Below are 26,476 nucleotides of genomic sequence, written 5' to 3' on the forward strand. Positions count from 1 at the left end.
GGGGTGTGCAGCCAGTTGATTGACGTCAAAATGCCACTAATGGCCCTCTGATAATTAATCAACTGCTCAAGAATTATTCTCGCTACAATCGCCCGCTTTGCCACCTGGCACGGGCTTCTCAGGCCCGCTGCGCACGAGAAGTCCCATGCTCATCGGTAGTTATTCCCCCTCACTGGTCGTGATTTCGCTGTTCGTTGCGATCCTGGCTTCCTACACCGCGTTGGACCTTTCCGGCCGCATTGCCACCGCCAAGGGGCGCGCCGTGTATTTGTGGATTGCCGGTGGGGCAATCGCCATGGGGATCGGCGTCTGGTCGATGCACTTCATCGGCATGCTGGCACTGCGCTTGCCGTTTGCCCTGGGCTTCGATTTGGGCATCACGGCGTTGTCGTTATTGATCGCGGTGTTGTCCAGCGGCTTTGCCTTGTGGCTGATCAGCCAGCCGCGTTTGCCCGCCTGGCAACTGGGGTTTGGCGCGCTGGTCATGGGCACCGGCATTGCGTGCATGCATTACACCGGCATGGCCGCCATGCGTATGACCCCAGGCATCGACTATGACCCCGCCTTGTTTGGCGCATCGTTGCTGATCGCGGTGGTCGCGTCTGGCGCGGCGTTGTGGATCGCCCACAATTTGCGTCGTAACACACCGTACGTGCGCCTTTTACGGGGGGGCGCAGCGGTGGTGATGGGCTTTGCCATCGTCGGCATGCATTACACCGGCATGGCCGCCGCACGTTTTGCCGATGAGAGTTTCTGCGGGGCCGCATTGAACGGCTTGAGCGGCAAGGGCCTGGATAACCTGGTATTGGTCACGACCCTGGCGGTACTGGCCATCGCCTTGCTCACCTCGTTGCTCGATGCGCGCCTGGAAGCGCGTACGGCGGTGCTGGCCGATTCCCTCACCCAAGCCAACCAGGAACTGACCCATCTGGCCCTGCACGACATGCTCACCGGCCTGCCCAACCGTACGTTGCTTGCGGACCGCATTCAGCAAGCCATGCAGGCCGTTAAAGAGCAGGGCGGTTGCTTCGCGCTGATGTTTATCGACCTCGATGGCTTCAAGCCAGTCAACGATGCGTTTGGTCACCATATGGGTGACCAGTTGCTGCGCGAAGTGGGCCTGCGCCTGCGCGAAGACTTGCGCAGCCAGGACACCTTGGCGCGTATCGGCGGCGACGAGTTTGTGTTGCTGGTGCAACTGACCCAGCCGGACGATGCCCTGGGCCTTGCCGAACGCCAGGTGATCCTGATCAACCGCGCCTTCCAGGTGGCCGAGCATGAGCTGAAGATCTCCGCCAGTGTCGGCATCGCGATGTTCCCGGGCAACGGCAACAACCCTCAGGAACTGTTGATGAACGCCGACGCCGCGATGTACCACGCCAAGGGCATGGGCAAGAACGGCTACAGCTTCTTTGATGCGTCGATGAATACCAACGCGCGCAAGCAATTGCAGTTGTTGCAGGACCTGCGCAATGCCGTGGAACAGGAACAGTTTCGCCTGTACTACCAACCCAAGTTCGACGCGGTCAGCGGTATTCCGGTCGGTGCCGAAGCCCTGCTGCGCTGGGAGCACCCGCAACAGGGGCTGCTGCTGCCGGCGATGTTTATCGAGTTGGCGGAAAAAACCGGGTTGATCATTCCCATCGGCGAATGGGTACTCAACGAAGCCTGCCGTCAAATGAGCCTGTGGTACGCCCAGGGTTATGAAGACTGGCGCATCGCCGTGAACCTCTCGGCCTTGCAGTTCTGCCACGCCGGGCTGGTCAAAAGTGTGGCGGTGGCGCTGGAACGGCACCAACTGCCGGCCAACAGCCTGACCCTGGAAATCACCGAAACCACGGCCATGAGCGACGCCGACGCGAGCATGACGGTGTTGCAGCAGCTGTCGGACATGGGCGTCGATTTGTCCATCGACGACTTTGGCACCGGCTACTCCAGTCTGATGTACCTCAAGCGCCTGCCGGCCAACGAGCTGAAGATCGACCGTGGCTTTGTGCGTGACCTGGAACACGACAGCGACGACGCGGCCATCGTCTCGGCCATCGTCGCCCTTGGCCAGGCCCTGGGATTACGGATTGTTGCCGAAGGTGTCGAGACGGATGTGCAGCAGAATTTCCTGACACGGCTTGGGTGCAATTCCCTACAGGGTTACCTGCTGGGTCACCCGTTGCCGGCAGAGGGCTTCATGGCGGATATCCAGCGCGCCGAAGAGGCCGTTGCGCCTGACAAAAGCCCTGCGTGACAGGTATTCTTGGATCCAACCCTAAACATCAGGTTGAATCAGGAGACCGCACGCATGGACAAAGTCGTCATCATCACCGGGGGCAGTCGTGGGATTGGCGCCGAGACGGCGTTGCTGGCCGCTCGCCAGGGCTATCGTATCTGCATCAACTACCAGTCCGACGAAGCGGCGGCCCACCGTGTGCTCGAACAGGTGCGTGCACTGGGCGCCCAAGCCATTGCCGTGCGGGCGGATGTGAGTATCGAAGATGAGGTGATCGCGCTGTTCAACCGGGTGGACGCCGAGCTGGGCCGTGTCACCGCACTGGTCAATAATGCGGGCACGGTGGGGCACAAGTCCCGCGTTGACGAGATGTCCGAATTCCGCATCCTGAAAATCATCAAGACCAACGTGCTCGGCCCGATCCTGTGTGCCAAGCATGCGGTGCTGCGTATGTCGCCCAAGCATGGCGGGCAGGGCGGCAGTATCGTCAACGTGTCGTCAGTGGCGGCGCGCCTGGGGTCGCCGGGTGAGTATGTCGACTACGCCGCGTCCAAAGGCGCACTCGACACCTTCACCATTGGGTTGTCGAAAGAGGTGGCGGGTGAAGGCATTCGGGTCAACGCGGTGCGCCCTGGCTATATCTTCACCGACTTCCACGCCTTGAGCGGCGACCCGGACCGCGTCAGCAAGTTGGAGTCCGGTATTCCCATGGCCCGTGGCGGGCGCCCGGATGAGGTGGCAGAGGCGATTATCTGGTTGCTGTCGGATAAGGCTTCGTACGCGACCGGGACGTTCCTCGATCTGGGCGGTGGACGTTAAGCACCCGCTTTTCAGGTCCGTAGATGGCGCAGCACGTCGTACCCTTTACGGGAAAATGCCTGTAGCAGGCTGGCTTCCGAATTGTCGAGGGTGCTGTAGCCATCACTGGCGACGCCGTCGACCTGTCCGTTACGGCTATGGCTGGCATTCAAGTGGCGGTCGTCCAGGTTGTCCAGAAAACGCAATACCTTGTCCAGGTCGAAGGCCGCATTGGCCCTGGCGTCCGGTTCCGGGTTGGCGGTGGTCCAGTCACCGACCTGCATCTTCAGGTCATCCAGTAAGTGGTCATGATTGCGGTCATCGAGCAAGTGCTGCAGAACGGGGCTTTGCTCGATGATTCTGTCTGCCGATCGATGATCGCCAGCGGGACGGCCCATGGGGCCTGTCATTTCGCGCACCTGTTGCTGTTCGGCCGCACGCATGTAGTGGGGTGGAACAGGTAGCTGTGCAGGAGTAGAGACGGCGGGCATGTGCATGAGAACCTCCAGGCGGAATTCGGCAAGGCGCATGTTCAGGCGTGATGCATGCGCTTTTTTGTGTGGCGCCTGGTGGCGTGGGGTTCCGGCTTAAAACGAGCGAACAATGCGCCCCAATGTTTCCATGGCTTTCTCCGACGCCTCAGTCCACGGGCTGCCGTAGTTCAAGCGAATGCAGTTCCGAAAGCGCTGGGTGGCCGAGAAGATCGGCCCCGGCGCGATGCTGATGCCTTGCGCCAACGCCATCTGGAACAACTTCAACGAATCTGTCTGCTCCGGCAGTTCCAGCCACAGGAAATACCCGCCGGCCGGTTGGCTGACCCGCGTTTGTGCCGGGAAATAGCGGGCGATAGCGGCCAGCATCGCGCTTTGCTGTTCCTCCAGGGCATAGCGCAGTTTGCGCAGGTGCCGGTCATAGCCGCCGTGCTGCAAGTAATCGGCAATCGCCGCCTGGGCCGGCATTGACGGGCAGAGCGAGGTCATCAGCTTCAGGCGTTCAACCTTCTGCGCAAAACGTCCGGCCGCCACCCAACCCACGCGATAGCCGGGGGCCAGGCTTTTGGCGAAGGAGCCGCAATGCATCACCAGGCCTTCGGTGTCGAAGGCCTTGGCGGGTTTCGGCGCCTGTTGGCCGTAATACAGTTCGGCGTACACATCGTCTTCGATCAGCGGCACCTGATGTCCGCGCAGCAGTTCCACCAGCGCCTGTTTCTTGGCTTCCGGCAGGGTCGCGCCCATGGGGTTCTGGAAGCTGGTCATGGTCCAGCAGGCCTTGATCGGGTAGCGCTCCAGGGTTTGCGCGAGGGCGTTGAGGTCGATGCCATCGCGCGGGTGCACGGGGATTTCCACGGCCTTGAGTTTCAAGCGCTCCAGCACTTGCAGGCAGGCGTAGAACGCCGGGGCCTCGATGGCCACCAGGTCACCCGGTTCGGTGACGGCTTGCAGGCAAAGGTTCAACGCCTCCAAGGCGCCGTTGGTGATCAGCAGTTCTTCCATGGGCAGCATCAGGCCGCCGACCATGTAGCGCAGGGCGATCTGCCGACGCAGTTGCGGGTTGCCCGGCGACATGTCGGTGACCACCAGGCGCGGGTCCATTTCGCGGCTGGCGCTGGCCAGGGAGCGGGCCAGGCGCGGTAGCGGGAACAGCATGGGGCTGGGGAACGCCGAGCCGAACGGTACGGTGTTAGGGTCTTTGATCGAGTCGAGTACCGAGAACACCAGTTCGCTAACGTCCACCTCGGTGGACTCATGCACCTGCTCGCTCACCACCGGCTCGGAAAACGGGCTGGGCGCATGGGTGTTGACGAAGTAGCCCGAACGCGGCCGCGCGCGGATCAGGCCACGGCGCTCCAGCAGGTAGTAGGCCTGGAATACCGTGGACGGGCTGATGCCGTAGGTCTGGCTGGCATAGCGTACCGACGGCACCCGCTGGCCGGGGCCGAGGACGCCGGAGCGGATCAGTTCTGCAATGTCGTCGGCGAATTTTTCGTAGCGTTTCATGGGGGCTCAGTCAGTGTGAGTGTTTTTATCGGTTCAACGGCGCCACAAAGCGGCTGTCGGCAATGCTGTAGATCCCCGGCTCATCCACGTCCGAGACTTTGAAACGCAAGGTCTGCGAACTGCTCGCCGGTTTATCCGCCAGCAATGCCACCGACACCGGCACATCGCTGATTTCCCCCGGCGCCAGGCTGATCTCGGTCTTGCCTTGCAACTGGAAGCCGTCGGCGTCCACCAGTTCCAGGCGATAGTCTTGGCGCTGCTGGGTCTTGTTGATCACTTTGAGGCTGTAGATGTTTTCGATCAAACCCTGGGCATTCTCGCGGAACATGCCACGGTCCTTGGTTACGTCCAGCGACACCATCGGCCGTTCCACCAGCGCCACCACCAACGCAGCAATCATCACCAGCAGCACGGCACTGTAGCCGATCAGGCGCGGCCTTAGCAGGTGCGTCTTGCCGCCTTGCAGTTGATGTTCGCTGGTGTAGCTCACCAGGCCACGCGGGTAGCCCATTTTGTCCATGATCGAATCGCAGGCGTCGATGCACGCCGCGCAGCCGATGCACTCCATTTGCAGGCCGTCGCGGATGTCGATGCCGGTGGGGCAGACCTGCACGCACAGCTGGCAGTCGATGCAGTCACCCAGGCCGACGTCGGCGGGTTTGACGTCACGTTTGCGCGGGCCACGGCTTTCGCCACGGGCCACGTCGTAGGAAATGGTCAGGGTGTCCTTGTCGAACATCACGCTCTGGAACCGCGCATACGGGCACATGTGCATGCACACCGCTTCGCGCAGCCAGCCGGCGTTGATGTAGGTGGCGCCGGTAAAAAACAGCACCCAGAACAAACTGACGCCGCCCATCTGCCAGGTCAACAGTTCAGCCGCCAAGGGGCGGATCGGCGTGAAATAACCGACAAAGGTCAGCCCCGTCAGCACGCTGATGCCCAGCCACAAGGTGTGCTTGGCCGAGCGTCGCGCCAGTTTGTTCAGGCTCCAGGGCGCCGCTTGCAGCTTGATACGTTGATTACGTTCGCCTTCGGTGACTTTTTCGCACCACATGAACAGCCAGGTAAACGAGCTCTGCGGGCAGGTGTAGCCGCACCACACACGGCCGGCAAACACGGTGATCGCAAACAGGCCGAAGGCGCAGATGATCAACAGCGCCGACAACAGGATGAAGTCCTGCGGCCAGAAGGTTGCGCCAAAGATATGGAATTTGCTTTCAGCCAGGTCCCACAGTACGGCCTGCCGATCGTCCCAGTTCAGCCACACGGTGCCGAAAAACGCCAGGAACAGGAAGGCTGCTCCGCTCACGCGCAAGGTACGGAACAGGCCGGTGAAACTGCGGGTATGAATCAGGTTGTCGCTGGATTTGGCCTTCACCTTCTTTGGGTGTGTAGGCTCAAAAATTTCCACGGTTGGGATGTGTTCGCTCATGGTCGTTCGCTCATCAGCCTCCATCAGGCGGATGAACTATGCGCGTCGCGCTGTTTGCATAACAGACTCAGGTATGACGATAAAAAGCGGATCAGATGGAGCGGTGAGTGCCCGCTGCGACAATGTGCTGCACCCCATGGCGCCAGGGGTGCAGCGTTATTTCGAGGGCGCTGACACAGATCAATTAAATCAGCGAACCAGGTTCTTCGGCCTTCACATGCTGGCGTCCGTCGTGGGCACCGGCCACTGTCAGGGCGTCGGCCTCGGCCTCGGTGATATAGATCCGTTCAGCGGCCAACTCCACGTAGGACATGGACTTGTCGAAGTCGGTAACAATATTGACCCGGGTCGCTGGCACGCTCTGTTCCTGTCCGTTGTCATCGAGCATGAAGTAGCACAGTTGGTTTTCGATACGAATGGGCATGCCGTTCTCCTGATTTATAGGCTAAGAGTTCTAGGGCTATGAGCGTTAGGGGGTAGCGATGTGACAGGGTTCCAGGCAACTGACTGGCGGTCGTCGCTGTCCACCCTTTACCAACCCAGATAAAGGACAGCCCAGATGGACGCGTGGTGGCATGAAGTGTGGCAAACCCTGCAGGCTGAATTCGCCGACATTGGCGACGCCAAGCAGCTCACCCAGATTACCGTGCGCCTGCTGATCGCCGCGATCCTGGGCGGCATTCTCGGCTTTGAGCGAGAGAGCAAGGGCAAGGCCGCCGGGGTGCGCACCCATATGCTGGTGGCGCTGGGCGCTGCCTTGTTTGTGATGGTGCCGCAAATGTCCGGTAATCAGGCGGACGCCATGAGCCGGGTGGTGCAGGGCGTGATTGCCGGGATCGGCTTCTTGGGCGCCGGTACGATCATCAAGGGCAAGGATGATGAAGAGGGCCACGTCAAAGGCCTGACCACCGCCGCCGGCTTGTGGATGACCGCTGCGATTGGGGTCTCGGCCGGGTTGGGCCGGGAATCGACAGCGGTGCTGAGTACCTTGCTGGCGCTGGCGGTGTTCAGCGTGATGCCAAAGATCGTCAAGCGTTTTGAGAAGGACTGACGATCACGGGCGGCATGGTCGTCGGCGGTTCTTCCACCGGTGGCGGTTCGTTCTCGGGTGGTTCTTGTTCCGGAATCGGTTCCGGTTCGGTCGGCGGCAGGGTGGGTTTGTCGATATTCGGGTCCGGCGTTTCCGCTGGGATCGGGATATTCATCGGTGTGGCCTCCTTTGTGCTTTGCTCTATCGGTGGACAGCCGCCGAGGCGAATTGATTCCCCGCCCGATGGCGGCACATCCAGCTGAACTTTTAACCGGAGCCCAGGCTCGGACCTATTACGGCTTTGCTCAGGAAGAGCCCGGCCGCCTCAGAATTCGGATCAAGCAAAGAGCGTCCACAGGGCGTAAGGGGAAGATGCTCGATGACTGCTGAAACAGACTCCTTGTTACCACTGTCCCAGGCACTGTTGCTGCCCAGGATCGCAATCGAAAGCACCACCCCCGTGATTGATGGCGGCGAATTTGCCGTCAAGGCCGTGGTCGGCCAGCGGGTCAATGTCACCAGCAAAGTGTTTGCCGACGGCCATGACAAGCTCGCCGTGCTGATCCGCTGGCGCCCGCTGCAAGACGAAAGCTGGCACAGCGTGGTCATGACCGACGTGGGCAACAACGGCTGGGAAGGCGCGTTTACCGTGGCCCAGCAAGGCCCTCACGAATACTGCATCGAAGCCTGGATCGATACCTTCGCCAGCTTTTGCTATGAGTTGCGCAAGAAGCATGAGGCCGGCGTGCCGGTCAGCCTGGAATTGCAGGAAGGCCGCAGCCTGGTGCTACTGGCCGCCGAGCGCAGTGACAACGAGCTGCGTGACCGCCTCATGCTGTTGCACCATGAACTCTCCGGCCTGCTGGAAACCGAGCAGGTTGCGCTGTTTTTGCACGAAGACAGTGCACACCTGATGACCCAGGCCGATCACCGCGCCTACCTGAGCATCAGCACCGTCTACCCGATTGATGTGGAGCGCGAGGCGGCGCTGTTTGCCAGCTGGTATGAGCTGTTCCCGCGCTCGATCACTGAAGATCCGGCGCGTCACGGCACCTTTAATGACGTGCATTCACGCTTGTCGATGATCCATGACATGGGTTTTGACGTGCTGTACTTCCCGCCGATCCACCCCATCGGCCGCAGCCACCGCAAAGGCAAGAACAATTCCCTGACCGCCGGCCCCGATGATCCGGGCAGCCCCTATGCCATCGGCAGCGAGGACGGCGGCCATGAAGCGATTCACCCGCAACTGGGCAGCCGCGATGATTTCCGCCGCCTGGTCCAGGCCGCCGCCGAGCATGGCCTGGAAATCGCCCTGGACTTCGCCATCCAGTGTTCCCAGGACCATCCATGGCTCAAGGAGCATCCGGGCTGGTTCAACTGGCGCCCGGACGGCACGATCAAATACGCGGAGAACCCGCCGAAGAAGTACCAGGACATCGTCAACGTCGACTTCTATGCGGCGGACGCCATTCCGAGTCTGTGGACCGAGCTACGCGACATCGTGGTGGGTTGGGTGGAAGAGGGCGTGAAGACCTTTCGCGTCGACAACCCCCACACCAAGCCGCTGCCGTTCTGGCAATGGCTGATCAGCGATGTGCGGTCCAAGTACCCGGACGTGATCTTCCTGGCCGAGGCCTTCACCACACCGGCGATGATGGCGCGCCTGGGCAAGGTCGGCTATTCACAGAGCTACACCTATTTCACTTGGCGCAATACCAAGGCTGAGTTGAGCGAATACCTGACCCAGCTGAACGAGTCGCCGTGGCGCGAATGCTACCGGCCGAATTTCTTCGTCAATACGCCGGACATCAACCCGGCCTTCCTGCACGACTCCGGCCGCCCTGGCTTCTTGATCCGTGCCGCGCTGGCCACCATGGGCTCGGGCCTGTGGGGCATGTATTCAGGCTTCGAACTCTGCGAGTCGGCGCCGGTGCCGGGCAAAGAGGAATACCTGGACTCGGAGAAATACGAGATCCGCCCACGGGACTTCACTGCGCCCGGCAACATCATTGCCGAGATCGCCCAGCTCAACCGCATCCGCCGGCAGAACCCGGCGCTGCAAACACATCTTGGGCTCAAGCTGTACAACGCCTGGAACGACAACATCCTGTATTTCGGCAAGCGCAGCGAAGATGGCAGCAACTTCATTCTGGTGGCGGTGAACCTGGATCCTTATAACGCTCAGGAAGCCAACTTTGAGTTGCCATTGTGGGAATTGGGGCTGCCGGACGATGCCCAGACCCAAGGTGAAGACCTGATGAACGGCCATCGCTGGACCTGGTACGGCAAGACCCAGTGGACACGACTCGATCCGCAGATGCCGTTTGGCATCTGGCGCATCACCCCATCGTCTTGAACCTTGCGATGCATTTTCCAGGAGTTTCCAATGGCGAAGAAACCCAACGCTGCCACCTTCATCAAAGACCCGCTCTGGTACAAGGACGCGGTGATTTACCAGGTTCACGTCAAATCCTATTTCGACTCCAACAACGACGGCATCGGTGATTTTCCCGGCCTGATCGCCAAGCTCGACTACATCGCTGACCTGGGCGTAAACACCATTTGGCTATTGCCGTTCTACCCATCGCCACGTCGCGACGACGGCTATGACATTGCCGAATACCGTGGTGTACACAGCGACTACGGGACCCTGGCCGACGCCAAGCGCTTTATTGCCGAGGCGCACAAGCGCGGGCTGCGGGTGATCACTGAGCTGGTGATCAATCACACCTCCGACCAGCACCCCTGGTTCCAGCGCGCGCGCAAGGCCAAGCCCGGCTCGGCGGCGCGGGATTTCTACGTATGGTCGGATGATGACCAGAAATACGACGGCACGCGCATCATCTTTCTCGACACCGAAAAGTCCAACTGGACCTGGGACCCGGTCGCCGGCCAATACTTCTGGCACCGTTTCTATTCCCACCAGCCCGATCTCAACTTCGACAACCCCCAGGTGATGAAAGCCGTGTTGTCGGTGATGCGCTACTGGCTGGACATGGGCATCGACGGCCTGCGCCTCGACGCCATCCCGTACCTGATCGAGCGCGACGGCACCAACAACGAAAACCTGCCTGAAACCCACGACGTGCTCAAGCAGATCCGCGCCGAGATCGACGCGCATTACCCGGACCGCATGCTATTGGCCGAAGCCAACCAGTGGCCGGAAGACACCCAGCTCTACTTTGGTGACAAAAAGGGCGACGACGGCGATGAGTGCCACATGGCCTTCCACTTCCCGCTGATGCCGCGCATGTACATGGCCCTGGCCCAGGAAGATCGCTTCCCGATCACCGATATCCTACGGCAGACCCCGGAGATTCCGGCCAACTGCCAATGGGCGATCTTCCTGCGCAACCACGATGAACTGACCCTGGAAATGGTCACCGACAAGGAGCGCGACTACCTGTGGAACTACTACGCCGCTGACCGTCGCGCGCGGATCAACCTGGGGATTCGTCGCCGTCTTGCGCCGTTGATGGAGCGTGATCGTCGTCGTGTGGAGTTGCTCAACAGCCTGTTGCTGTCGATGCCTGGCACGCCGACCCTCTACTACGGCGATGAGATCGGCATGGGCGATAACATCTACCTCGGCGACCGCGATGGCGTGCGTACCCCTATGCAATGGTCCATCGACCGCAACGGTGGTTTTTCCCGCGCCGATCCGGCCAGCCTGGTACTGCCGCCGATCATGGACCCGCAATACGGCTATCAATCGGTGAATGTCGAAACCCAGGCCCAGGACCCGCATTCGCTGCTGAACTGGACCCGGCGCATGCTGGCGGTGCGCAAGCAATCCAAGGCGTTTGGCCGTGGCAGCTTGAAAATGCTCTCACCGAGCAACCGCCGCATCCTGGCCTATACCCGTGAATTCACCGGCGAAGATGGGCGCAGCGAGATCATCCTCTGCGTGGCCAACGTGTCGCGCAGTGCCCAGGCGGCCGAGCTGGACCTGTCGGCATTCGCCGGCATGGTGCCGGTGGAGATGTTGGGCGGTAATGCTTTCCCACCTATCGGCCAGCTGAATTTCCTGCTGACCCTGGCGCCTTATGGCTTTTATTGGTTTGTGCTGGCGGCGGAAAACCAGATGCCCAGCTGGCACGTGGAGCCCGCCCAGAGCATGCCGGACTTCACCACATTGGTTTTGAAAAAGCGCATGGAAGAACTGCTGGACGAACCGTGCCGCACCTCCCTGGAACAGACGGTGCTGCCGGCCTGGCTGCCCAAGCGTCGCTGGTTCGCCGGCAAGGACACGGCCATCGACAGCGTGCGCATTGCCTACGGCGCACGCTTTGGCGATCCCCAGCATCCGGTGTTGCTCAGCGAGGTTGAAGTGACAGCCGGTGGTCAGGTCAGCCGTTATCAGCTGCCGTTGGGTTTTCTCGGTGAAGACCAGTTCACCAGTGCCTTGCCGCAACAGCTGGCGTTGGCCCGCGTAAGGCGGGTGCGCCAGGTGGGGTTGGTCACCGATGCCTTCAGCCTCGAACACTTTATCCGCGCGGTCATTCAGGGTTTGCAGGCGGGCACCGTGCTCAGCACCAACGAAGGCGAGCTGCGCTTTGCCGCCACGCCGCACCTGACCAAGCTGCAACTGACGGATGAGTCCGAAGTGCGCTACCTGTCGGCCGAGCAGTCCAACAGCTCGGTGGTGGTGGGTGAAAGCCTGGTGCTCAAACTGATCCGCAAAGTCGCTTCCGGCGTGCACCCGGAACTGGAAATGAGCGCCTACCTGACGGAAGCCGGCTATCCCAACATCTCGCCGCTGCTGGGCTCGATGGTGCGCCACGACGCCGAAGGGCAGGACAACCTGCTGATGATTGCCCAAGGCTATTTGAGCAACCAGGGAGACGCCTGGAGCTGGACCCAGAACAACCTGGAACGCGCGATCCGCGACGAGCTGGCTGAAGCCATCTCCGAGCAGGAGCAGCATTACAACGCCCTTGGCGAGCTGGCGGACTTTGCCGGTCTGCTCGGCCAGCGCCTTGGCGAAATGCACCGGGTGCTCGGCGCCAAGACCACCAACAAAGACTTCAAGCCAGAGGTCACCAGCGCCAAGGACACCCAGGCCTGGGCCAAGGACGTCGGCGCGCAGCTGGACCGCGCGTTGCAGTTGCTCAAACTTCATCAAAGCCAATTGAACCCGGCCGATCAAGCGCTGGTCAGTGATTTGCTGGCGCAGAAAAAAGCCATCGCCAGTCATGTACAGGCCTTGGCGAAAGCCACGGCGGGCGGGTTGCGCATTCGGGTGCATGGTGACTTGCATTTGGGCCAGGTGCTGGTGGTGAAAGGCGACGCCTACCTGATCGACTTTGAAGGCGAGCCGGCGCGGCCGCTGCACGAACGACGGGGCAAGCACAGCCCGTATAAAGATGTGAGCGGTGTGTTGCGCTCCTTCGACTACGCAGCGGCCATGGCCTTGAATGTGCAAGGGGTGGATCACTCGCCCGAAGCGGCGGTATCCCGTAAACGTGTAACCGATCGTTATCTGAAAGAAGCACGCCAGGCATTTATCCAGGCTTATCAGTCAGCTACGTCTACACTGGCGCATGACTGGCAGGATGCCAAAGGCCAGGACGCTGCGCTGACGTTGTTCAGCCTGGAGAAGGCCGCGTACGAAGTGGCCTACGAAGCAGAGAACCGTCCGACTTGGTTGCCGGTGCCCCTGCAAGGGTTGCACGGACTGTTGAGTGGGCTTGCACCTATATCTAAAACTGCACGCGGTGGGGAGACGTCATGAGCTTTACACATAAAGAACCGCTGCAAGCGAAACTGACTGCATTGCCGGCGTCCAAGGACGTCGAAGCGCTGGTACGCGCCGAACATCACGACCCTTTCTCGATTCTTGGGCCACACGATGATGATCACGGCGGCCAGTTTATCCGTGCATTTCTGCCGGAGGCCTTGAGTGTCCAAGTGTTGGCGCGCGACAGCGGCGAACAGATCGGCAGCCTCGAGGCGAGCCAGGTGCCGGGCCTGTTTGTCGGGCACTTCCACACGCGCCAGGCGTACCTGCTGAAAATCCAGTGGGCCGGGGGCGAGCAGATCACCGAAGACCCTTACAGCTTCCAGCAACTGTTGCTGGGTGAAATGGACCTGTACCTGTTCGCCGAAGGCAATCACCGCGACCTCGGCAGTTGCCTGGGCGCCCAGGTGACCAGCGTCGACGGCGTGCAAGGTGTGCGCTTTGCCGTATGGGCACCGAATGCGCGACGCGTGTCGGTGGTGGGCGATTTCAATATCTGGGACGGGCGCCGGCATCCGATGCGCCTGCGCCATCCTTCTGGCGTGTGGGAGATCTTTATCCCACGCCTGCAACCGGGCGCGGCCTACAAATACGAAGTGCTCGGCGCCAATGGGATCCTGCCGCTCAAGGCTGACCCCGTGGCGCTGGCGACTCAATTGCCGCCGGACACGGCTTCGAAGGTTGCCGAGCCGTTGCAGGTGGATTGGCAAGACCACGAATGGATGCAGTCGCGGGTCGAGAAGCAGAAGACCACCGCGCCGCTGTCGATCTATGAATTGCACGTGGGCTCCTGGCAGGCCGAGCTGGACGAGGCGGGCGAAGTGGCGCGTCAGTACAACTGGCGCGAACTGGCCGAGCGCCTGATTCCTTACGTGCAGCAGCTGGGCTTCACTCACATTGAACTGATGCCGATCATGGAACACCCGTTCGGCGGCTCCTGGGGCTATCAGGCCTTGTCACAATTCGCCCCGACGGCACGCTTCGGTTCGCCGCAGGATTTCGCCTATTTCGTCAACGCGCTGCACCAGGCGGATATCGGCGTGATCCTCGACTGGGTGCCGGCGCATTTCCCTACCGACACCCACGGCCTGGCGCAATTCGACGGCACGGCGCTGTACGAGTACGCCAACCCGCTGGAAGGTTTCCATCAGGATTGGGACACGCTGATCTACAACCTGGGCCGCACCGAAGTGCATGGCTTCATGCTGGCCTCGGCCTTGCACTGGCTCAAACACTTCCACATCGACGGCCTGCGCGTGGATGCCGTGGCCTCGATGCTCTACCGCGACTATTCACGCAAAGCCGGCGAATGGGTGCCCAATCGCCATGGCGGCCGCGAAAACCTCGAAGCCATCGACTTTTTGCGTCACCTCAACGATGTGGTCGCCATCGAGGCGCCCGGCGCGCTGGTGATCGCCGAAGAATCCACCGCCTGGCCTGGCGTCAGCCAGCCGACCCAGCAGGGCGGCCTGGGTTTCAACTACAAATGGAACATGGGCTGGATGCACGATTCCCTGCATTACATCCAGCAGGACCCGGTGTACCGCGCCCATCACCACAACGAGCTGAGTTTTGGCCTGGTGTATGCCTGGTCCGAGCGTTTCATCCTGCCGATCTCCCACGATGAAGTGGTGCACGGCAAGCATTCGCTGATCGACAAGATGCCTGGCGACCGTTGGCAGAAGTTTGCCAACCTGCGGGCTTACCTGGCGTTCATGTGGATGCACCCCGGCAAAAAGCTGTTGTTCATGGGCTGCGAATTCGGCCAATGGCGCGAGTGGAACCATGATCAGCAACTGGATTGGTACCTGCTGCAGTACGCCGAGCACAAAGGCGTGCAGAAGCTGGTAGGTGACCTGAACCGTCTATACCGCGAAGAACCAGCCCTGCATGAACAGGACGACGCGCCCCAAGGCTTCCAGTGGCTGATCGGTGACGATGCGATCAACAGCGTCTACGCTTGGCTACGTTGGAGCAAAGACGGCAAGCCGGTTCTGGTGGTCGCCAATTTCACTCCGGTGCCGCGTGAGGGCTATAAAGTCGGTGTGCCTTTCAGCGGGCGTTGGAGCGAAGTGATCAACAGTGATGCCGATATGTATGCAGGTTCCAATTACGGTAACGGGGGCGAGGTGTTTACCCAGGATGAGCCACATCATGGACAGGCCGTGTCGCTGTCGTTGAATTTGCCGCCGCTTGGCGTGCTGATTTTACGGCCGGAACCGCTTTAAAGGCTCTACCGTGCTGGATTCTGTTGTCCGCGCTAGTGGCAGGGTGCCACAATGGCGCCTTTGTCGTGGCAGTCGGATCAGGCGAATTTCATGAATGGCCTTGGGCGTGGGCAGGACCAGGATTGCTTTATAGAGGAGCAGGTGCGAACCGATCGTTTGCACCAGCTGTTCCGACAGTCATTCGCCGCGATTTTCGGTAGTTACCTGGCCGCGGTGATGCTGTGCTGGCTGTGCTGGGACCGGTTCGACCATCAGGTCATTCTGGTCTGGTTGGTGGTATTGGCAGCGACGTCCCTGTTTCGCATCAAGATGTTCATGGAGTGGTTCCGCTGCCCCAATGCCGAGCGCACGCCAGATCGGTGGGAGCGCCGCTACTGGGTCACGTTGATGCTGTCTGCCGCAACCTGGGGGCTGGGCGCCTTGGCGGTCATGCCCACCGATGATCGGTTGTCTCAGGTGTTGGTCATGCTGTTTACCGTGGGCATGTCGGTCAGCGCGGTGTCCTGCTACTCGGCTTATCGCTACATGACGCTGGCCTCCATGGCCGTGGTGCTGTTGCCGTGCACGTTGTGGCTGCTGTTCCAGCCGTCCTCGATGCAAGTGGGCGTGGCCATTGCGGTCCTGGTGTTTTCCACTTTTGTGGTGAGTGCCACGCGCAAACTGTCGGATGCCTTGGAAAAGGCCTTCCGCCTGACTCGCCAGATGGAACGTGCCCACAATATTTCCACCCGCGCCGCACAGACCGACGAACTCACAGGCCTGATGAACCGCCGTGCCTTCTTCGAACATGCCCAGTTGCTGTACGCGCAGTGCCGTCACAATCAGCAACCTTTGTGTGCGCTGATGATGGACATGGATCACTTCAAGGAAATCAACGACACCTATGGCCACCAGGCCGGTGACCAGGTGCTGCGCCAGATTGGCGGGGTGATCAGTGCCTCGTTCCGTCAGGCCGACGTGTATGGGCGCCTGGGCGGCGAGGAGTTTGCGGTGTTGCTGCCCAATACGTCACTGGAAACCGCACGGGACATTGCCGAGCAGTTGATCAAGGCCATCTCGGGCCTGGCCGCCGAGCCGGTGCATGGCTTGACCGCCAGCCTTGGCGTGGCGTCCACCCATACTCAGGACCAAGACCTGCATGGCCTGATGAACACCGCCGACAAGGCGCTGTACCGGGCCAAGGCCCAGGGGCGTAATCAGGTGGCTGTGGCGGAGTAGGACTCAGGGCATCGCTCTGGCGAGTGCCCGTGCGACCTGGTCGGCGGAGTAGGGCTTGGGCAGGAACTCGAACCCTTCATAACCACTCTCGGCCAGTTCCTCGCTGTAGCCGGAGGTGAGCACCACCGGCAAATCCGAGCGCCGTTGGCGCAGCACCTTGGCCATGGCCACGCCGGTCATGCCGGGCATCACCACATCGGAAAACACCCCGTCAAACGCCATGGCATCCGCGCCGGCTAATGCGAGCGCCTGTTCCGCATCGGTGGCCCAAGTGGTGCGGTATCCCAGGTCCTGCAGGATCTGGTTGGCGAAGCGGCCCACTTCGAGGTTGTCTTCCACGATCAGGATATGGCGCAGCGCTATGTCCTGGACCGGCAAGGGATCTTGCAGGCTTTGTTCTTGGGCTATTACCTGCGCCGCCACCTCCGGCAGGTACAAGGTAAATACAGTGCCTTGTCCCAGTGCGCTGGCCACATCGACGTTGCCACCAGACTGCTTGGCAAAGCCAAATACCTGGGATAACCCCAGCCCAGTACCTTTGCCCACGGCTTTGGTGGTAAAGAACGGCTCGAAAATGCGTTCGAACGTCTCGCCGGGAATGCCACTGCCGGTATCGGCCAGGGCGATGCTGACAAAGGGCTGGCGGCTTTCCTCATCGCCACGGATGCGCGGCATCGCGTCCACCGTGGCCACGCGCAAGCTTAGGGTGCCTTGCCCGTCCATGGCGTCTCGGGCATTCAGGGCGATATTGATCAGCGCGGTTTCAAACTGGCTGGCGTCGACGCGTATATGGCATGGACGGTCGGGCAATTGCACCTGCACGCGGATGCGCGCGCCGGTGACGCTTTCGAGCATCTCGCCGATGTTCTTGACCCGCAGGCCTGCATCGAAGACTTCCGGGTTGAGCGGTTGGCGTCGGGCGAAGGCGAGCAGTTGGCTGGTGAGTTTGCTCGCGCGGTCGACGGTGTCGGACACCGCGCTCATATAGCGTTGGCGACGCTCTTCGGACAGCCCCGGTTGGCGCAGGAAGTCCACCGACGAGCGGATGATGGTCAACAGGTTGTTGAAGTCATGGGCCACGCCGCCGGTCAATTGGCCGATGGCTTCGAGCTTCTGGGACTGGCGCAGCGCGGCCTCGGCCTGGGTGAGGGCATGGGTGCGCTCCTGCACCCGCTGTTCCAGGGTGGCGTTCAGCTCCGTGAAGGCGGCCAGGCCCTCGCGTACGGCGGCGTCGGCGCGGACCCGCTCGATATGCGCCCAGGAACGCTCGGTGACTTCCCCGACCAAGGCCAGGTCATAGGGCGACCAGATTCGCGCTGTCTTGTGGTGCACCGCCATCAAGGCGGTGAGGCGACCGTCCTTGATCAGCGGAAAGCACACGGTCGCCAAGGCGCCCAAGGCCTGATAACTGGCGGCTTCCTGCGGTGGGAACTCGACGCGGTTGTCCTGCACCACCAGCGGTTCTCCGGCACGTAGCTGCTGCACGGCCCGCGCGCCGAACGACGCCAGGCTGTAGTGCCCGACGATGCTCGGCGAGCCCGGCGCCGCCCAGTTGCCGCGAATGGTAAAGCCATCTTCATCGGCATCCATGTCGGCATAGGCGCAATTGGACACCTGCAAGTGTTCGGCCAGCAGGCGCGTGGTGGTGGACATGATGCTTTCGGCGTCAGTGGCATTGGCCACGGCGCTGCCCACCGCGTCCAGCACCGCCAGGCGGCGGTTGAGGAACACGGTGGCGGTGGTTTCGGTGACGGTGTCCAGCATGCCCACGACCTTACCCTCGGGGTCGCGGATAGGGCTGTAGCAAAAGGTGAAATAGGCTTGTTCGAGGCCAGCGCCGCGCTCGATCAGCAGGGGAAAATTCTCGATATAAGTGGCATGCCCCTCAAACGCCGCATTGGCGATGGGGCTCACGTCGTCCCAGACTTCACGCCACACCTCACTGAATGGACGACCCAATGCAAAGGGCTTGTCTCCCAGGATCGGAATGAACGCGTCGTTGTACAACGTGGTCAGGTGAGGCCCCCAAATGATTGATTGTGGGAAGCTCGACGCAAAACACAAGGCGACGGTGGTCTTGAGCACATCCGGCCACTGCTCCAGCGGCCCCAGGGGCGTACTTGCCCAATCATGCTGGCGAACCCGCTCAGCCATGTCGCTGCTGCTTTGCAGCCAATTCATCATTGCCAGAACACCTTGTTTGCAACGGTCTGTTTAACGCCTGAAAGGGGCGGCCCAACAAGCAACAGACCGGAATGCCCGCTGGCAGTTCAGCGGGATTATCGCGGTGATAGCAATTAGCTGCACTATCCATTTGGATAGATTTGCAGATTCTTTTATTGCGCGCCGAAAACCCCTGTCCAATAAATCCCGGCATCGCTCTTCGGGTCCATGGCATACGCCGCGCCCAGCTCACGAAATTGCGGGTTCATCAAGTTGGCGCAATGGCCCGGACTGGCAAGCCAACCGTCGACAACCTTGCGTGGCGTGTCCAGGCCGGCGGCGATGTTTTCGCCGATGTTCTTCGCGATATACCCGGCCAGTTCGGCGCGATCCCCAGGGGTGCGGCCGTCGTGGTCGAGGTGATCGAAGAAGTTGCCGTTGGCCATGTTGCGCGTGTGGCTGTTGGCTGCGCCGGCCAGGTCGTCATTCCAGGACAAAGGCGTAGTAGCCGTGAATGCCTGGGTGCCGCACTGGCGCGGCTGTGAACGCGCGGTGTTGATCAGGTTGAGCAGTTGCTTGCCTTCGGTCTGCCAATCGCCCAGGCCACTGGTGAGTAGCGGGCGGGCAAGCACGATGCGCCAGTCCTGGCCGCTGTTACTCACGCCGATATCGACAAATTGCGGGTCCAGCACCACGCGGCAGAAGCTTTCACGCACGGCCTTCATGGCCGCCCCGGCATCCTTGGGCCCGGACAGGCTGATGGCCTGCACGTTGACCATCGGGTACGCAGCCCGCGCCAGCGCCTGCTGCAGGTCGCCAACGTTGGTGGCCGGCAGCACCAGCCGCGTATCGCTGGCCAATGGCGGCAGTTCCTGGGACCCCTGGTCGCCGCAGCGTTGCACCTGGCTGCGGTATTGGTTGATCTGTTGTACCAACTGACTTTCTTCATTCGCCATCGCGCTGGCGCAGAACACCGTAGTGGCGGCCAGCGTCGTAAGACCCATCATCAATGACAGAACGCGCATGGACGTTACCCTTGAGCTTGAAAGTGCCCATGATGCGCGATGTAACCCGGTCTGGTGCAACGCCTTTTTTTGTTTTTTTGCCTCAATGGGTGTTCTGCAGGGGGGTGAAGGCACTGAAGCGGCGCCATGCCATCACGCATGCCAGCAGGATCATGGCCAGTGCGACGCCGAACGTTGTGTGCAGGCCATAGGCAATGGATTGGGGGAGGGCGCGGGTGACATCCGGGCTGGCCCAGGCGAATACCGCCCCCAATGCCCAGGCGCCGACAATCAGCCCGAGGTTGCGTGACAGGTTCAACAGGCCCGAGACCGTGCCACGTCGCGCACTCGCCACATCGCTCATCACGGCGGTGTTGTTGGCGGTCTGGAACAGGCTGTAGCCGGTGGTCAGGATCACCAGAGCACCCAGGTAGGCGAACAGGCCTGAAGCGAAGGCCAACAGCAGCGCGCCACCGGCCATCAGGCCCAGGCCGGAGAGGGTCATGCGTTGGCTGCCGAGGCGGTCGGTGAGCCTGCCGGCCGGTACACCGCTGATGGCCGCGACGCAGGGCCCGACCGCCATGACCAGGCCCATCCACTCGGGATCGAGCCCCAGTCCTCGCGACAAATAGAACGGCCCCACCACAAAAGTGGCCATGATCACGGCGGCGACCAGGGCACTCATGACCAGGCCGGTGTGCAACGACGTATCTTTTAATGATGTCCAGACACTCGAGTCGGCGGCGGATGCCACGTGGGGCCGATCAACGGGTAGGTAGCGGTAGGCAAGGGCGATGGCCACCCCTCCCAATGGCATGCCAATCAGGAAAATCGCGCGCCAGCCCCACACACTCAGCAATACACCGCCGACACTGGGGCCCATCGCGGTACCGACGGCCGACATCGTGCCCAACAAACCCATCACGCGGCCGGTACGCTCTTGAGTGACGGTGTCACCGACCATGCCCAGGGCCATCGCCATCATCACGGCCGCACCCAGGCCTTGCAGGACGCGTGCTGCAACCAGCCATGCCAGAGACGGCGCCATGCCGCACAGCCCGCATGCCACGGAGAACAACAGCAACCCGGCGAGCAACAACCGCCGCCGTCCGAACCGGTCGCCCAGGCGTCCGGCACTCACAATCACTGCTGTGACCGCCAACAGGTAAGTCAGTACCACCCACTGTACCGCGTGGAAAGACGCATCAAACGCCTGAGCCAGGCTGGGCAGGCCGATGTTGGCAATGCTGGTGCCCAGCGAGGCGAGCAGCGTGGACAGGGACAGGCTGATGAGGCTGCCGCGTGAAGGGGTAGACATGGACACTCCTTGAGTAAAGGCAATTGTCACAAATCTACGGCGTCGCCTAACATGGCGGAAGACGCATGAGTTGCAGTTAATAGATGCATGCAACGCCTTATAAGGAGTGCTGATGCCCGATCTCAATCTGCTGATCACCCTGGATGTGCTGCTCGCCGAAGGCAGTGTCGCGGCTGCGGCCAAACGCCTGCGCCTGAGCCCTTCGGCCATGAGCCGTGCGCTGGCCCGATTGCGCGAGACCACCGGCGACCCGTTGCTGGTGCGCGCCGGTCGCGGCCTGGTGCCCACCCCCAGGGCGGTGGCGTTGCGTGAGCAGGTCAGCCGCTTGGTGCAGGAGGCCAATGCGGTGCTGCGTCCCGCGCAATCCCTGGACATGGCCCAGGTGGCGCGTACCTTCACCCTGCGCACCAGCGAAGAGTTCGTCGAAAACTTCGGCCCGGCGCTGCTGGCCCGCATCGCTGAGGACGCACCCGGCGTGCGCCTGCGTTTCATCAATAAAACCGATAAGGACAGCACCTTGCTACGTGAGGGCAGCGTCGACCTGGAAACCGGCGTGGTCGACCCCGCCGCCAGCCCGGAAGTGCTGACCCAGGCGCTGTTTCGCGATCGCCTGGTCGGCGTGGTGCGCAGTGGCCATCCTCTCAGCCTGGGTGACGTCAGCGTTGAACGTTACGCCGCAGGCCAGCACGTCTACGTCTCCCGGCGCGGCCAGGACCGGGGCCAGATCGATGACTTACTTCAAGCTCAGGGCCTCACGCGACAGATCAATACCGTGGTCGCCGGTTTCGCCACCGCTATCGCCCTGGCCCGCGACACCGACCTGATCGCCAGCGTGCCCGAACGCTACACGACCCACCAACGTGCGGGCCTGCACAGCTTTGCATTGCCGTTGGCATTGCCCACCTTCAGCGTGTCGATGCTCTGGCACCCCAGGCTGGATGCCGACCTGGCCCATCGCTGGTTGCGCGGATGTTTGCGTGAGGTGTGCGCGCTGCAACAGGTACAATCGCCGCTGCCTTGACGCTAAACCCAGGAATTTGCATGTTCAGCCTTACCCGCTACACCACGCCGTGCCCCGAGCCCATCAATGCTCAGATCCTGCAGATGGTGGTCGACAACCTCACCGACATCAGCAGCGTGGCGCTGCCGCCGAGCAACCTGCTGTACAACATCTATCAGTACGCCATTGGCTTTGAGGTGCACCTGTACCTGGAGGCGCTGAATGGCGCCAAGGGCATTGCCGTCGAGTTGGTGGTGGCGATGGAAGAGGACAAGCTGATCGGCTTTTGCCTGTACCTGCCGGTGAAGGACGATCCCGAAGCCTGCGGTATCGCGTTCATGGCGGTGCAGGTCGGCTACCGGCGCCAGGGTGTGGCGCGCGCAATGATGGGCGACGTACTGAGTCGTTATCCCCATGCGGAGTTGGCGTGTTCAATTGAGAAAGTGCCGGCGTTCGAAGGCATGGGCTTCCAAGTGCGCGGCGCGCGCGGCACCCAGGTGCTGATGAATACACGGGACTACGGCACTGACGGCTTGCTGGGCGTGCTGGATGTGGCGGCGATCTACCGCTCATTGGAGGTGCGGCAGATTCATACCTACCTGCTGCAAAAGCACGGCAAGCGCGCCATGGTGGATGCCGAGAAGCAACGGGATCGGCACCTTGATCAACTGGCGCGCAAGGTGCAGATGTTCGTACAGAAGCGGGGCTGAACGACAGCCCCGCACTGACCTTATGGCTTGGCCAGGTTCCAGTTACCGCCAACGCCGTCACCGGTGATGTCGCCCGGCTTGCTGTCCTTGACCCAGGTGTACAGCGCCTGGCCCTTGTAGGCCCATTGTTTGCTGCCGTCGTCACGGGTGATCACGGTGTAGCCGTCCGCATCCTTCGCTGCCGCCGAGGCGGTAAACGCCGGCCAGTTGGCCAGGCACTGGCCGTTGCACACGGACTTGCCGGCGCTGTCTTTGGCGAAGGTGTAGAGGGTCATGCCTTTGCTGTCCACCAGCACTTTACCCTTGGCGCTGTCGGCCACCTTGGCCGGGGCGGAGAAGGCCATGGAGGAGGCGCAGGCGATGACGACGGCAGCCGCGAGGGAGAATTTTTTCAGCATGACGAACTCCTGGTATTTATAGGTTTGAGTACTGGCGTTGTGCTGTATTCACACGCCGTACTCAGGTAAACACCCGCCGCGCCGGTTTATTCCTGCCCTGTCAGAAATTATTTAAACGCGGCCGCGATTGACCATCGCCAGGATGGTCGCCAGCAACTCCTGCTGTGCCTCTTCGCGACTGATCTCGCCACTGGCTGCGGCCTGGGACAGTGCCTCCGCCGCCCCCAGCATGCCGCGCAGCCCTGCCTGGGAGAGGCGGCCAAAGGGCGACAGCGCGTCACGGCATTTGTCGAGGAAGATCGCCTCGTACTGGCGCTTGAGGGCCTCCAGTTCCGGCGAACTGCTGAGGGCTGCAATCACCCCCGGGATTTCCCGACCCTGCAACAACACGCAATCCACATAGGAAGAGGCGATCACCCAGGCCCGGTCGTCAAGGGTTGCGCTGCTGGCTGCGATGGCGCTGGCAAAGACCTGGTCCTGACGCGCATCGAAGTCCTCATACAACGCGGCCAGCAACCCGGCGCGGGTGACGAAATGGTCATAGACCACCGGCTTGGTCACGCCCGCTAACTCGGCCAGGCGGCCTAGGGTCAGGGCTTCGGTGCCTTCATCGCGCACCAGTTGCCAGGCCACGTCCAGCAGTTGACGCAGGCGATCTTCGCGGGACAGGCGACGACGAGGAGCTGGGGACGCTGTGCTTGACATGCTTATATACCAAAAGTAACTTACTAATCGTAACTTAAGTCCAGCGTAACCTCTCAGGGAGTCAATGTCATGCACGCACTCATCGTTGTTGCTCATCACGACCCGCAATCCCTCACCCACAGCGTGGCCGCCCAGGTCGCCGCCGGCCTCGCTGCGTCGGGCCACACCTTCGAAATCGCCGACCTCGCTGCCGAAGGGTTCGACCCGCGCTACAACGCCGCCGACCATCGGGTACACCGCACGCGCGCCACGCCGCCAGCCGACGTACTGGCTGAACAGGCCCGTATCGACCGTGCCGACGCGCTGGTTCTGGCATTCCCGATCTACTGGTGGTCCATGCCCGGCCTGCTCAAGGGCTGGATCGACCGCGTGTTCATCAACGGTTGGGCCATCGATTACGGCCCCGATACCCCGGTGGTGAAGAAATTGCGCCACTTGCAGGTCCATCTGCTGGCGCTGGGCGCTGCCGATGACGACGCGTTTGATCGACATGGCTACGCCAAGTCCATGCGCACGCAAATTGACTACGGAATCTTCGATTACTGCGGCGCACAAGTGGTCACGTCAGCGCTGTTGCTGGATTCGGAAAGCGGCGGGGCGCAGGCGCATCTGGAAAAGGCCAGGGCCTTGGGCGAAAGGCTGTTCGAAACGCAAGCAGTCGCCGGTTGATTCAACCGTCGCGAAACAAATCGTGGGCGTCCAACAGGCGGTAGGCGATTTCCGGCTGATTCTCCAGGCCTCGACGGATCGCGGCCGGGATCGATTGGCGGGTCTTGCGGCACAGGCCCGGCAGCTCGTCGATGACGATCTGGATGCCCCGCATGCTCTTGACCTCGGTGTGGCCGGGCGCGACATGCACACGGATGCCCAATTGCTGGTACATCAGCTGCTGCATGCGCTCCAGGTCTTGCAGGCTCTTGAGGTGTTCAAGGCGGTCGAGCAGTTTCTTTTCTTCTTGCCGCGTGAGGTTGAGGATACGCAGGTCGGCGCCCGGCGCTTGCAGCAGTTGTTCGCGATCGCAGACGCAGGCGCCGGGTGGGCAGGGTTGGCGGATGGTCATGTGCTTTGCCTCCCCATTCCGACGCCGAGCCCTCAGTAGCTCAACTGAACCCCAAGACTGCCCAGGGCCTTCCAGTAGTCAGGATAGGTCTTGGCCACGCAGTCGGGGTCCTGGATGCGTATCCCCGAGACTTTCAGCCCGGCCAGGGCAAAGCACATGGCGATGCGGTGGTCGGCGTGGGTGTCGATCAACGCGTTGCAGGCCGTGCCGGCCAGGGCCGGGTCGCTGGCTACCAGCAGGTCGTCGCCTTCGATGGTCGCCAGGCCAGGGCGGATCTCGTTGAGGCCGTCGTGCAGGGCCTGTACGCGATCACATTCCTTGACCCGCAGGTTGGCCAGTTCGGTGAAACGCACTGGGGTGTTGTTGAACGCCGCAAGCACCGCCAGGGTCGGGATGGCGTCCTGCATCTGCGAGCCGACCACCGTGGCCTGCATGTTGGGGAACTGCGCGATCACGGCCTGGGCCTTGGCGTCCGGCTGGGTGAAATCCTGGGCGGCCACGCCGATGTCGATGCGGCCACCGGTCAACACCTCAGCGGCCCACAGGTAGGTGGCGGCGGAGGCGTCGGGTTCGATCAGGTAGTCGTGGGCGGTGTAGCCGGTGGGGGCCACGCGCCAGGTGGTGTCGTCAACCGCCTCGACCTGAGCACCGAAGGCGCGCATGCAGTCCAGGGTCAGGTCCACGTAGCCACGGGCACCGATGTCCTTGCCGGTCAGCGCCACTTCAATCGGCGCTTCGCCGCAGGCGGCGAGCATCAGCAGGGCCGATACGTACTGGCTGGACAGGCCGCCGTCGATTTCGAAACGCTTGGCCTTGATCTTGCCGACGCCGTGCACGGTGACCGGCGGGCAACCGGTGGGGCTGTCGACCGGGATGCCGTTCTGGCCGAGGGTTGCCAGCAGCGGGCCGATTGGGCGTTTTTGCATGTAGTCATCGCCGTCCAGTACCACGGTGCCTTCCACGGTGGCGACGGCAGCGGTGAGGAAGCGCATGGCGGTGCCGGCGTTGCCGAGGAACAGTGGCTGCGGCGGCAGTTGCAGTTTGCCTTGGCCGGTGACGACGAAGGTGGTGTCGTCGGGTTCGTCGATAGTCACGCCCATTTGGCGCAGGGCCACGGACATGTGGCGGGTGTCGTCGCTCTTGAGCGCGCCGCTGAGGCGGCTGGTGCCTTTGGCCAGGGCGGCGAGCAGCAGGGCGCGGTTGGTAATGGATTTGGAGCCGGGGGGCGCGACCTTGCCATTGAGGGGGACGTTGGGCGGGGTGACGGTCACGGTTTTCTGCGAACTCAAGGTACAGGGCTCCTGATTCATGGCGCGGGCGGCGGGCGGAGTTGAATAATCGGGTATAGGGGTGGTGCTTGTCGAGCTTGGGGGCACGGCCGCTTATATTTACTGGGTGTATATCGTTCCAACTGTGGGAGCTGGCTTGTCGGATCGCCGCATCGC

The 26,476-nt window shown here is 61.8% G+C and carries 22 protein-coding genes; 10 read left to right on the forward strand and 12 right to left on the reverse strand.

Annotation, left to right across the window (positions count from 1 at the left end; all coding sequences use genetic code 11):
* Positions 1 to 145: 145 nt before the first annotated feature.
* A complete protein-coding gene (locus HX812_RS14640; protein WP_038850189.1) occupies positions 146 to 2,242 on the forward strand; it encodes a bifunctional diguanylate cyclase/phosphodiesterase in 2,097 nt (698 codons plus the stop codon).
* Positions 2,243 to 2,296: 54 nt separating this feature from the next.
* Positions 2,297 to 3,043, forward strand: a complete 747-nt coding sequence (locus HX812_RS14645; RefSeq protein ID WP_038850188.1) for an SDR family oxidoreductase — start codon at positions 2,297 to 2,299, stop codon at positions 3,041 to 3,043.
* 11 nt (positions 3,044 to 3,054) lie between these two features.
* Here the strand turns inward: HX812_RS14645 and HX812_RS14650 are convergent, their stop codons facing one another.
* From HX812_RS14650 to HX812_RS14665, 4 genes are all read right to left on the reverse strand, one after another.
* Positions 3,055 to 3,519, reverse strand: coding sequence for a hypothetical protein (locus HX812_RS14650; protein WP_038850186.1), 465 nt, complete (start codon positions 3,517 to 3,519; stop codon positions 3,055 to 3,057).
* A gap of 90 nt (positions 3,520 to 3,609) precedes the next feature.
* Positions 3,610 to 5,019 (reverse strand): GntR family transcriptional regulator MpaR, encoded by a 1,410-nt coding sequence (gene mapR / locus HX812_RS14655; RefSeq protein WP_038850184.1) that lies wholly within the window; start codon positions 5,017 to 5,019, stop codon positions 3,610 to 3,612.
* 25 nt (positions 5,020 to 5,044) lie between these two features.
* Complete coding sequence (ccoG, locus tag HX812_RS14660) at positions 5,045 to 6,454, reverse strand: cytochrome c oxidase accessory protein CcoG (RefSeq protein WP_038850182.1); 1,410 nt, start codon at positions 6,452 to 6,454, stop codon at positions 5,045 to 5,047.
* 184 nt (positions 6,455 to 6,638) lie between these two features.
* Positions 6,639 to 6,878 carry a DUF3203 family protein gene (locus tag HX812_RS14665; RefSeq protein WP_038850180.1) on the reverse strand — a complete coding sequence of 80 codons (240 nt, stop codon included), beginning with the start codon at positions 6,876 to 6,878 and terminating at the stop codon, positions 6,639 to 6,641.
* 135 nt (positions 6,879 to 7,013) lie between these two features.
* Here HX812_RS14665 and HX812_RS14670 point away from each other — a divergent pair, with 135 nt between their 5' ends.
* Entirely contained in the window at positions 7,014 to 7,505 is a 492-nt protein-coding gene (locus tag HX812_RS14670) for an MgtC/SapB family protein (RefSeq protein WP_012723945.1), read from the forward strand.
* Here HX812_RS14670 and HX812_RS14675 read toward each other — a convergent pair.
* Positions 7,483 to 7,659, reverse strand: a complete 177-nt coding sequence (locus HX812_RS14675; protein ID WP_177128245.1) for a hypothetical protein — start codon at positions 7,657 to 7,659, stop codon at positions 7,483 to 7,485. The two genes, HX812_RS14670 and HX812_RS14675, sit on opposite strands and share 23 nt — an antisense overlap.
* 204 nt (positions 7,660 to 7,863) lie before the next feature.
* On the opposite strand from HX812_RS14675, the gene HX812_RS14680 reads away from it, so the two are divergent.
* Genes HX812_RS14680 through HX812_RS14695 form a run of 4 tightly spaced genes read left to right on the forward strand, consistent with a single transcriptional unit; the run spans position 7,864 to position 16,673 of the window.
* A complete protein-coding gene (locus HX812_RS14680) occupies positions 7,864 to 9,843 on the forward strand; it encodes an alpha-1,4-glucan--maltose-1-phosphate maltosyltransferase (protein WP_038850177.1) in 1,980 nt (659 codons plus the stop codon).
* Between the two features lie 30 nt (positions 9,844 to 9,873).
* A complete protein-coding gene (gene treS / locus HX812_RS14685) occupies positions 9,874 to 13,221 on the forward strand; it encodes a maltose alpha-D-glucosyltransferase (protein WP_038850176.1) in 3,348 nt (1,115 codons plus the stop codon).
* A complete protein-coding gene (gene glgB, locus HX812_RS14690) occupies positions 13,218 to 15,455 on the forward strand; it encodes a 1,4-alpha-glucan branching protein GlgB (protein ID WP_038850174.1) in 2,238 nt (745 codons plus the stop codon). Before treS ends, glgB begins: the two co-directional genes overlap by 4 nt.
* A gap of 51 nt (positions 15,456 to 15,506) precedes the next feature.
* Positions 15,507 to 16,673, forward strand: coding sequence for a diguanylate cyclase (locus HX812_RS14695; protein ID WP_038850172.1), 1,167 nt, complete (start codon positions 15,507 to 15,509; stop codon positions 16,671 to 16,673).
* Between the two features lie 3 nt (positions 16,674 to 16,676).
* Here HX812_RS14695 and HX812_RS14700 read toward each other — a convergent pair whose 3' ends face one another.
* From HX812_RS14700 to HX812_RS14710, 3 genes are all read right to left on the reverse strand, one after another.
* Positions 16,677 to 18,857 (reverse strand): GAF domain-containing protein, encoded by a 2,181-nt coding sequence (locus tag HX812_RS14700; protein ID WP_038850170.1) that lies wholly within the window; start codon positions 18,855 to 18,857, stop codon positions 16,677 to 16,679.
* A 152-nt stretch (positions 18,858 to 19,009) separates the two neighbouring features.
* Positions 19,010 to 19,861, reverse strand: a complete 852-nt coding sequence (locus HX812_RS14705; protein ID WP_038850168.1) for a CAP domain-containing protein — start codon at positions 19,859 to 19,861, stop codon at positions 19,010 to 19,012.
* Between the two features lie 82 nt (positions 19,862 to 19,943).
* Positions 19,944 to 21,158 (reverse strand): MFS transporter, encoded by a 1,215-nt coding sequence (locus HX812_RS14710; protein WP_038850166.1) that lies wholly within the window; start codon positions 21,156 to 21,158, stop codon positions 19,944 to 19,946.
* A 112-nt stretch (positions 21,159 to 21,270) separates the two neighbouring features.
* Here HX812_RS14710 and HX812_RS14715 point away from each other — a divergent pair, with 112 nt between their 5' ends.
* Both HX812_RS14715 and HX812_RS14720 read left to right on the forward strand, forming a co-directional pair.
* Entirely contained in the window at positions 21,271 to 22,179 is a 909-nt protein-coding gene (locus HX812_RS14715; protein WP_038850165.1) for a LysR family transcriptional regulator, read from the forward strand.
* 20 nt (positions 22,180 to 22,199) lie between these two features.
* Complete coding sequence (locus HX812_RS14720; RefSeq protein WP_038850164.1) at positions 22,200 to 22,868, forward strand: GNAT family N-acetyltransferase; 669 nt, start codon at positions 22,200 to 22,202, stop codon at positions 22,866 to 22,868.
* 20 nt (positions 22,869 to 22,888) lie between these two features.
* Here HX812_RS14720 and HX812_RS14725 read toward each other — a convergent pair whose 3' ends face one another.
* Together HX812_RS14725 and HX812_RS14730 are read right to left on the reverse strand one after the other, a co-directional pair.
* Entirely contained in the window at positions 22,889 to 23,266 is a 378-nt protein-coding gene (locus HX812_RS14725) for a hypothetical protein (protein ID WP_038850163.1), read from the reverse strand.
* Positions 23,267 to 23,377: 111 nt separating this feature from the next.
* On the reverse strand, positions 23,378 to 23,971 hold the full coding sequence (locus HX812_RS14730) for a TetR/AcrR family transcriptional regulator (protein ID WP_038850161.1): 594 nt from the start codon (positions 23,969 to 23,971) through the stop codon (positions 23,378 to 23,380).
* Between the two features lie 69 nt (positions 23,972 to 24,040).
* Here HX812_RS14730 and HX812_RS14735 point away from each other — a divergent pair, with 69 nt between their 5' ends.
* Positions 24,041 to 24,640, forward strand: a complete 600-nt coding sequence (locus HX812_RS14735) for an NAD(P)H-dependent oxidoreductase (RefSeq protein WP_038850159.1) — start codon at positions 24,041 to 24,043, stop codon at positions 24,638 to 24,640.
* A gap of 1 nt (position 24,641) precedes the next feature.
* Here the strand turns inward: HX812_RS14735 and HX812_RS14740 are convergent, their stop codons facing one another.
* Entirely contained in the window at positions 24,642 to 25,031 is a 390-nt protein-coding gene (locus HX812_RS14740; RefSeq protein ID WP_038850157.1) for a hypothetical protein, read from the reverse strand.
* Positions 25,032 to 25,063: 32 nt separating this feature from the next.
* The gene (gene aroA, locus HX812_RS14745; RefSeq protein WP_033901469.1) at positions 25,064 to 26,320 is read right to left on the reverse strand and encodes a 3-phosphoshikimate 1-carboxyvinyltransferase; all 1,257 of its coding nucleotides are present in this window, start codon (positions 26,318 to 26,320) and stop codon (positions 25,064 to 25,066) included.
* Between the last annotated feature and the right edge of the window lie 156 nt (positions 26,321 to 26,476).

The sequence above is a fragment of the Pseudomonas sp. IPO3749 genome, from assembly GCF_013386605.1.
Classification (GTDB): domain Bacteria; phylum Pseudomonadota; class Gammaproteobacteria; order Pseudomonadales; family Pseudomonadaceae; genus Aquipseudomonas; species Aquipseudomonas azotoformans_A.

Bases quoted from the DNA above. Each gene is read 5' to 3' on its own strand.
- HX812_RS14640 (WP_038850189.1), top strand. From the start codon at position 146: ATGCTCATCGGTAGTTATTCCCCCTCACTGGTCGTGATTTCGCTGTTC.
- HX812_RS14645 (WP_038850188.1), top strand. From the start codon at position 2,297: ATGGACAAAGTCGTCATCATCACCGGGGGCAGTCGTGGGATTGGCGCC.
- HX812_RS14650 (WP_038850186.1), bottom strand. From the start codon at position 3,519: ATGCACATGCCCGCCGTCTCTACTCCTGCACAGCTACCTGTTCCACCC.
- mapR (WP_038850184.1), bottom strand. From the start codon at position 5,019: ATGAAACGCTACGAAAAATTCGCCGACGACATTGCAGAACTGATCCGC.
- ccoG (WP_038850182.1), bottom strand. From the start codon at position 6,454: ATGAGCGAACACATCCCAACCGTGGAAATTTTTGAGCCTACACACCCA.
- HX812_RS14665 (WP_038850180.1), bottom strand. From the start codon at position 6,878: ATGCCCATTCGTATCGAAAACCAACTGTGCTACTTCATGCTCGATGAC.
- HX812_RS14670 (WP_012723945.1), top strand. From the start codon at position 7,014: ATGGACGCGTGGTGGCATGAAGTGTGGCAAACCCTGCAGGCTGAATTC.
- HX812_RS14675 (WP_177128245.1), bottom strand. From the start codon at position 7,659: ATGAATATCCCGATCCCAGCGGAAACGCCGGACCCGAATATCGACAAA.
- HX812_RS14680 (WP_038850177.1), top strand. From the start codon at position 7,864: ATGACTGCTGAAACAGACTCCTTGTTACCACTGTCCCAGGCACTGTTG.
- treS (WP_038850176.1), top strand. From the start codon at position 9,874: ATGGCGAAGAAACCCAACGCTGCCACCTTCATCAAAGACCCGCTCTGG.
- glgB (WP_038850174.1), top strand. From the start codon at position 13,218: ATGAGCTTTACACATAAAGAACCGCTGCAAGCGAAACTGACTGCATTG.
- HX812_RS14695 (WP_038850172.1), top strand. From the start codon at position 15,507: ATGGCGCCTTTGTCGTGGCAGTCGGATCAGGCGAATTTCATGAATGGC.
- HX812_RS14700 (WP_038850170.1), bottom strand. From the start codon at position 18,857: ATGATGAATTGGCTGCAAAGCAGCAGCGACATGGCTGAGCGGGTTCGC.
- HX812_RS14705 (WP_038850168.1), bottom strand. From the start codon at position 19,861: ATGCGCGTTCTGTCATTGATGATGGGTCTTACGACGCTGGCCGCCACT.
- HX812_RS14710 (WP_038850166.1), bottom strand. From the start codon at position 21,158: ATGTCTACCCCTTCACGCGGCAGCCTCATCAGCCTGTCCCTGTCCACG.
- HX812_RS14715 (WP_038850165.1), top strand. From the start codon at position 21,271: ATGCCCGATCTCAATCTGCTGATCACCCTGGATGTGCTGCTCGCCGAA.
- HX812_RS14720 (WP_038850164.1), top strand. From the start codon at position 22,200: ATGTTCAGCCTTACCCGCTACACCACGCCGTGCCCCGAGCCCATCAAT.
- HX812_RS14725 (WP_038850163.1), bottom strand. From the start codon at position 23,266: ATGCTGAAAAAATTCTCCCTCGCGGCTGCCGTCGTCATCGCCTGCGCC.
- HX812_RS14730 (WP_038850161.1), bottom strand. From the start codon at position 23,971: ATGTCAAGCACAGCGTCCCCAGCTCCTCGTCGTCGCCTGTCCCGCGAA.
- HX812_RS14735 (WP_038850159.1), top strand. From the start codon at position 24,041: ATGCACGCACTCATCGTTGTTGCTCATCACGACCCGCAATCCCTCACC.
- HX812_RS14740 (WP_038850157.1), bottom strand. From the start codon at position 25,031: ATGACCATCCGCCAACCCTGCCCACCCGGCGCCTGCGTCTGCGATCGC.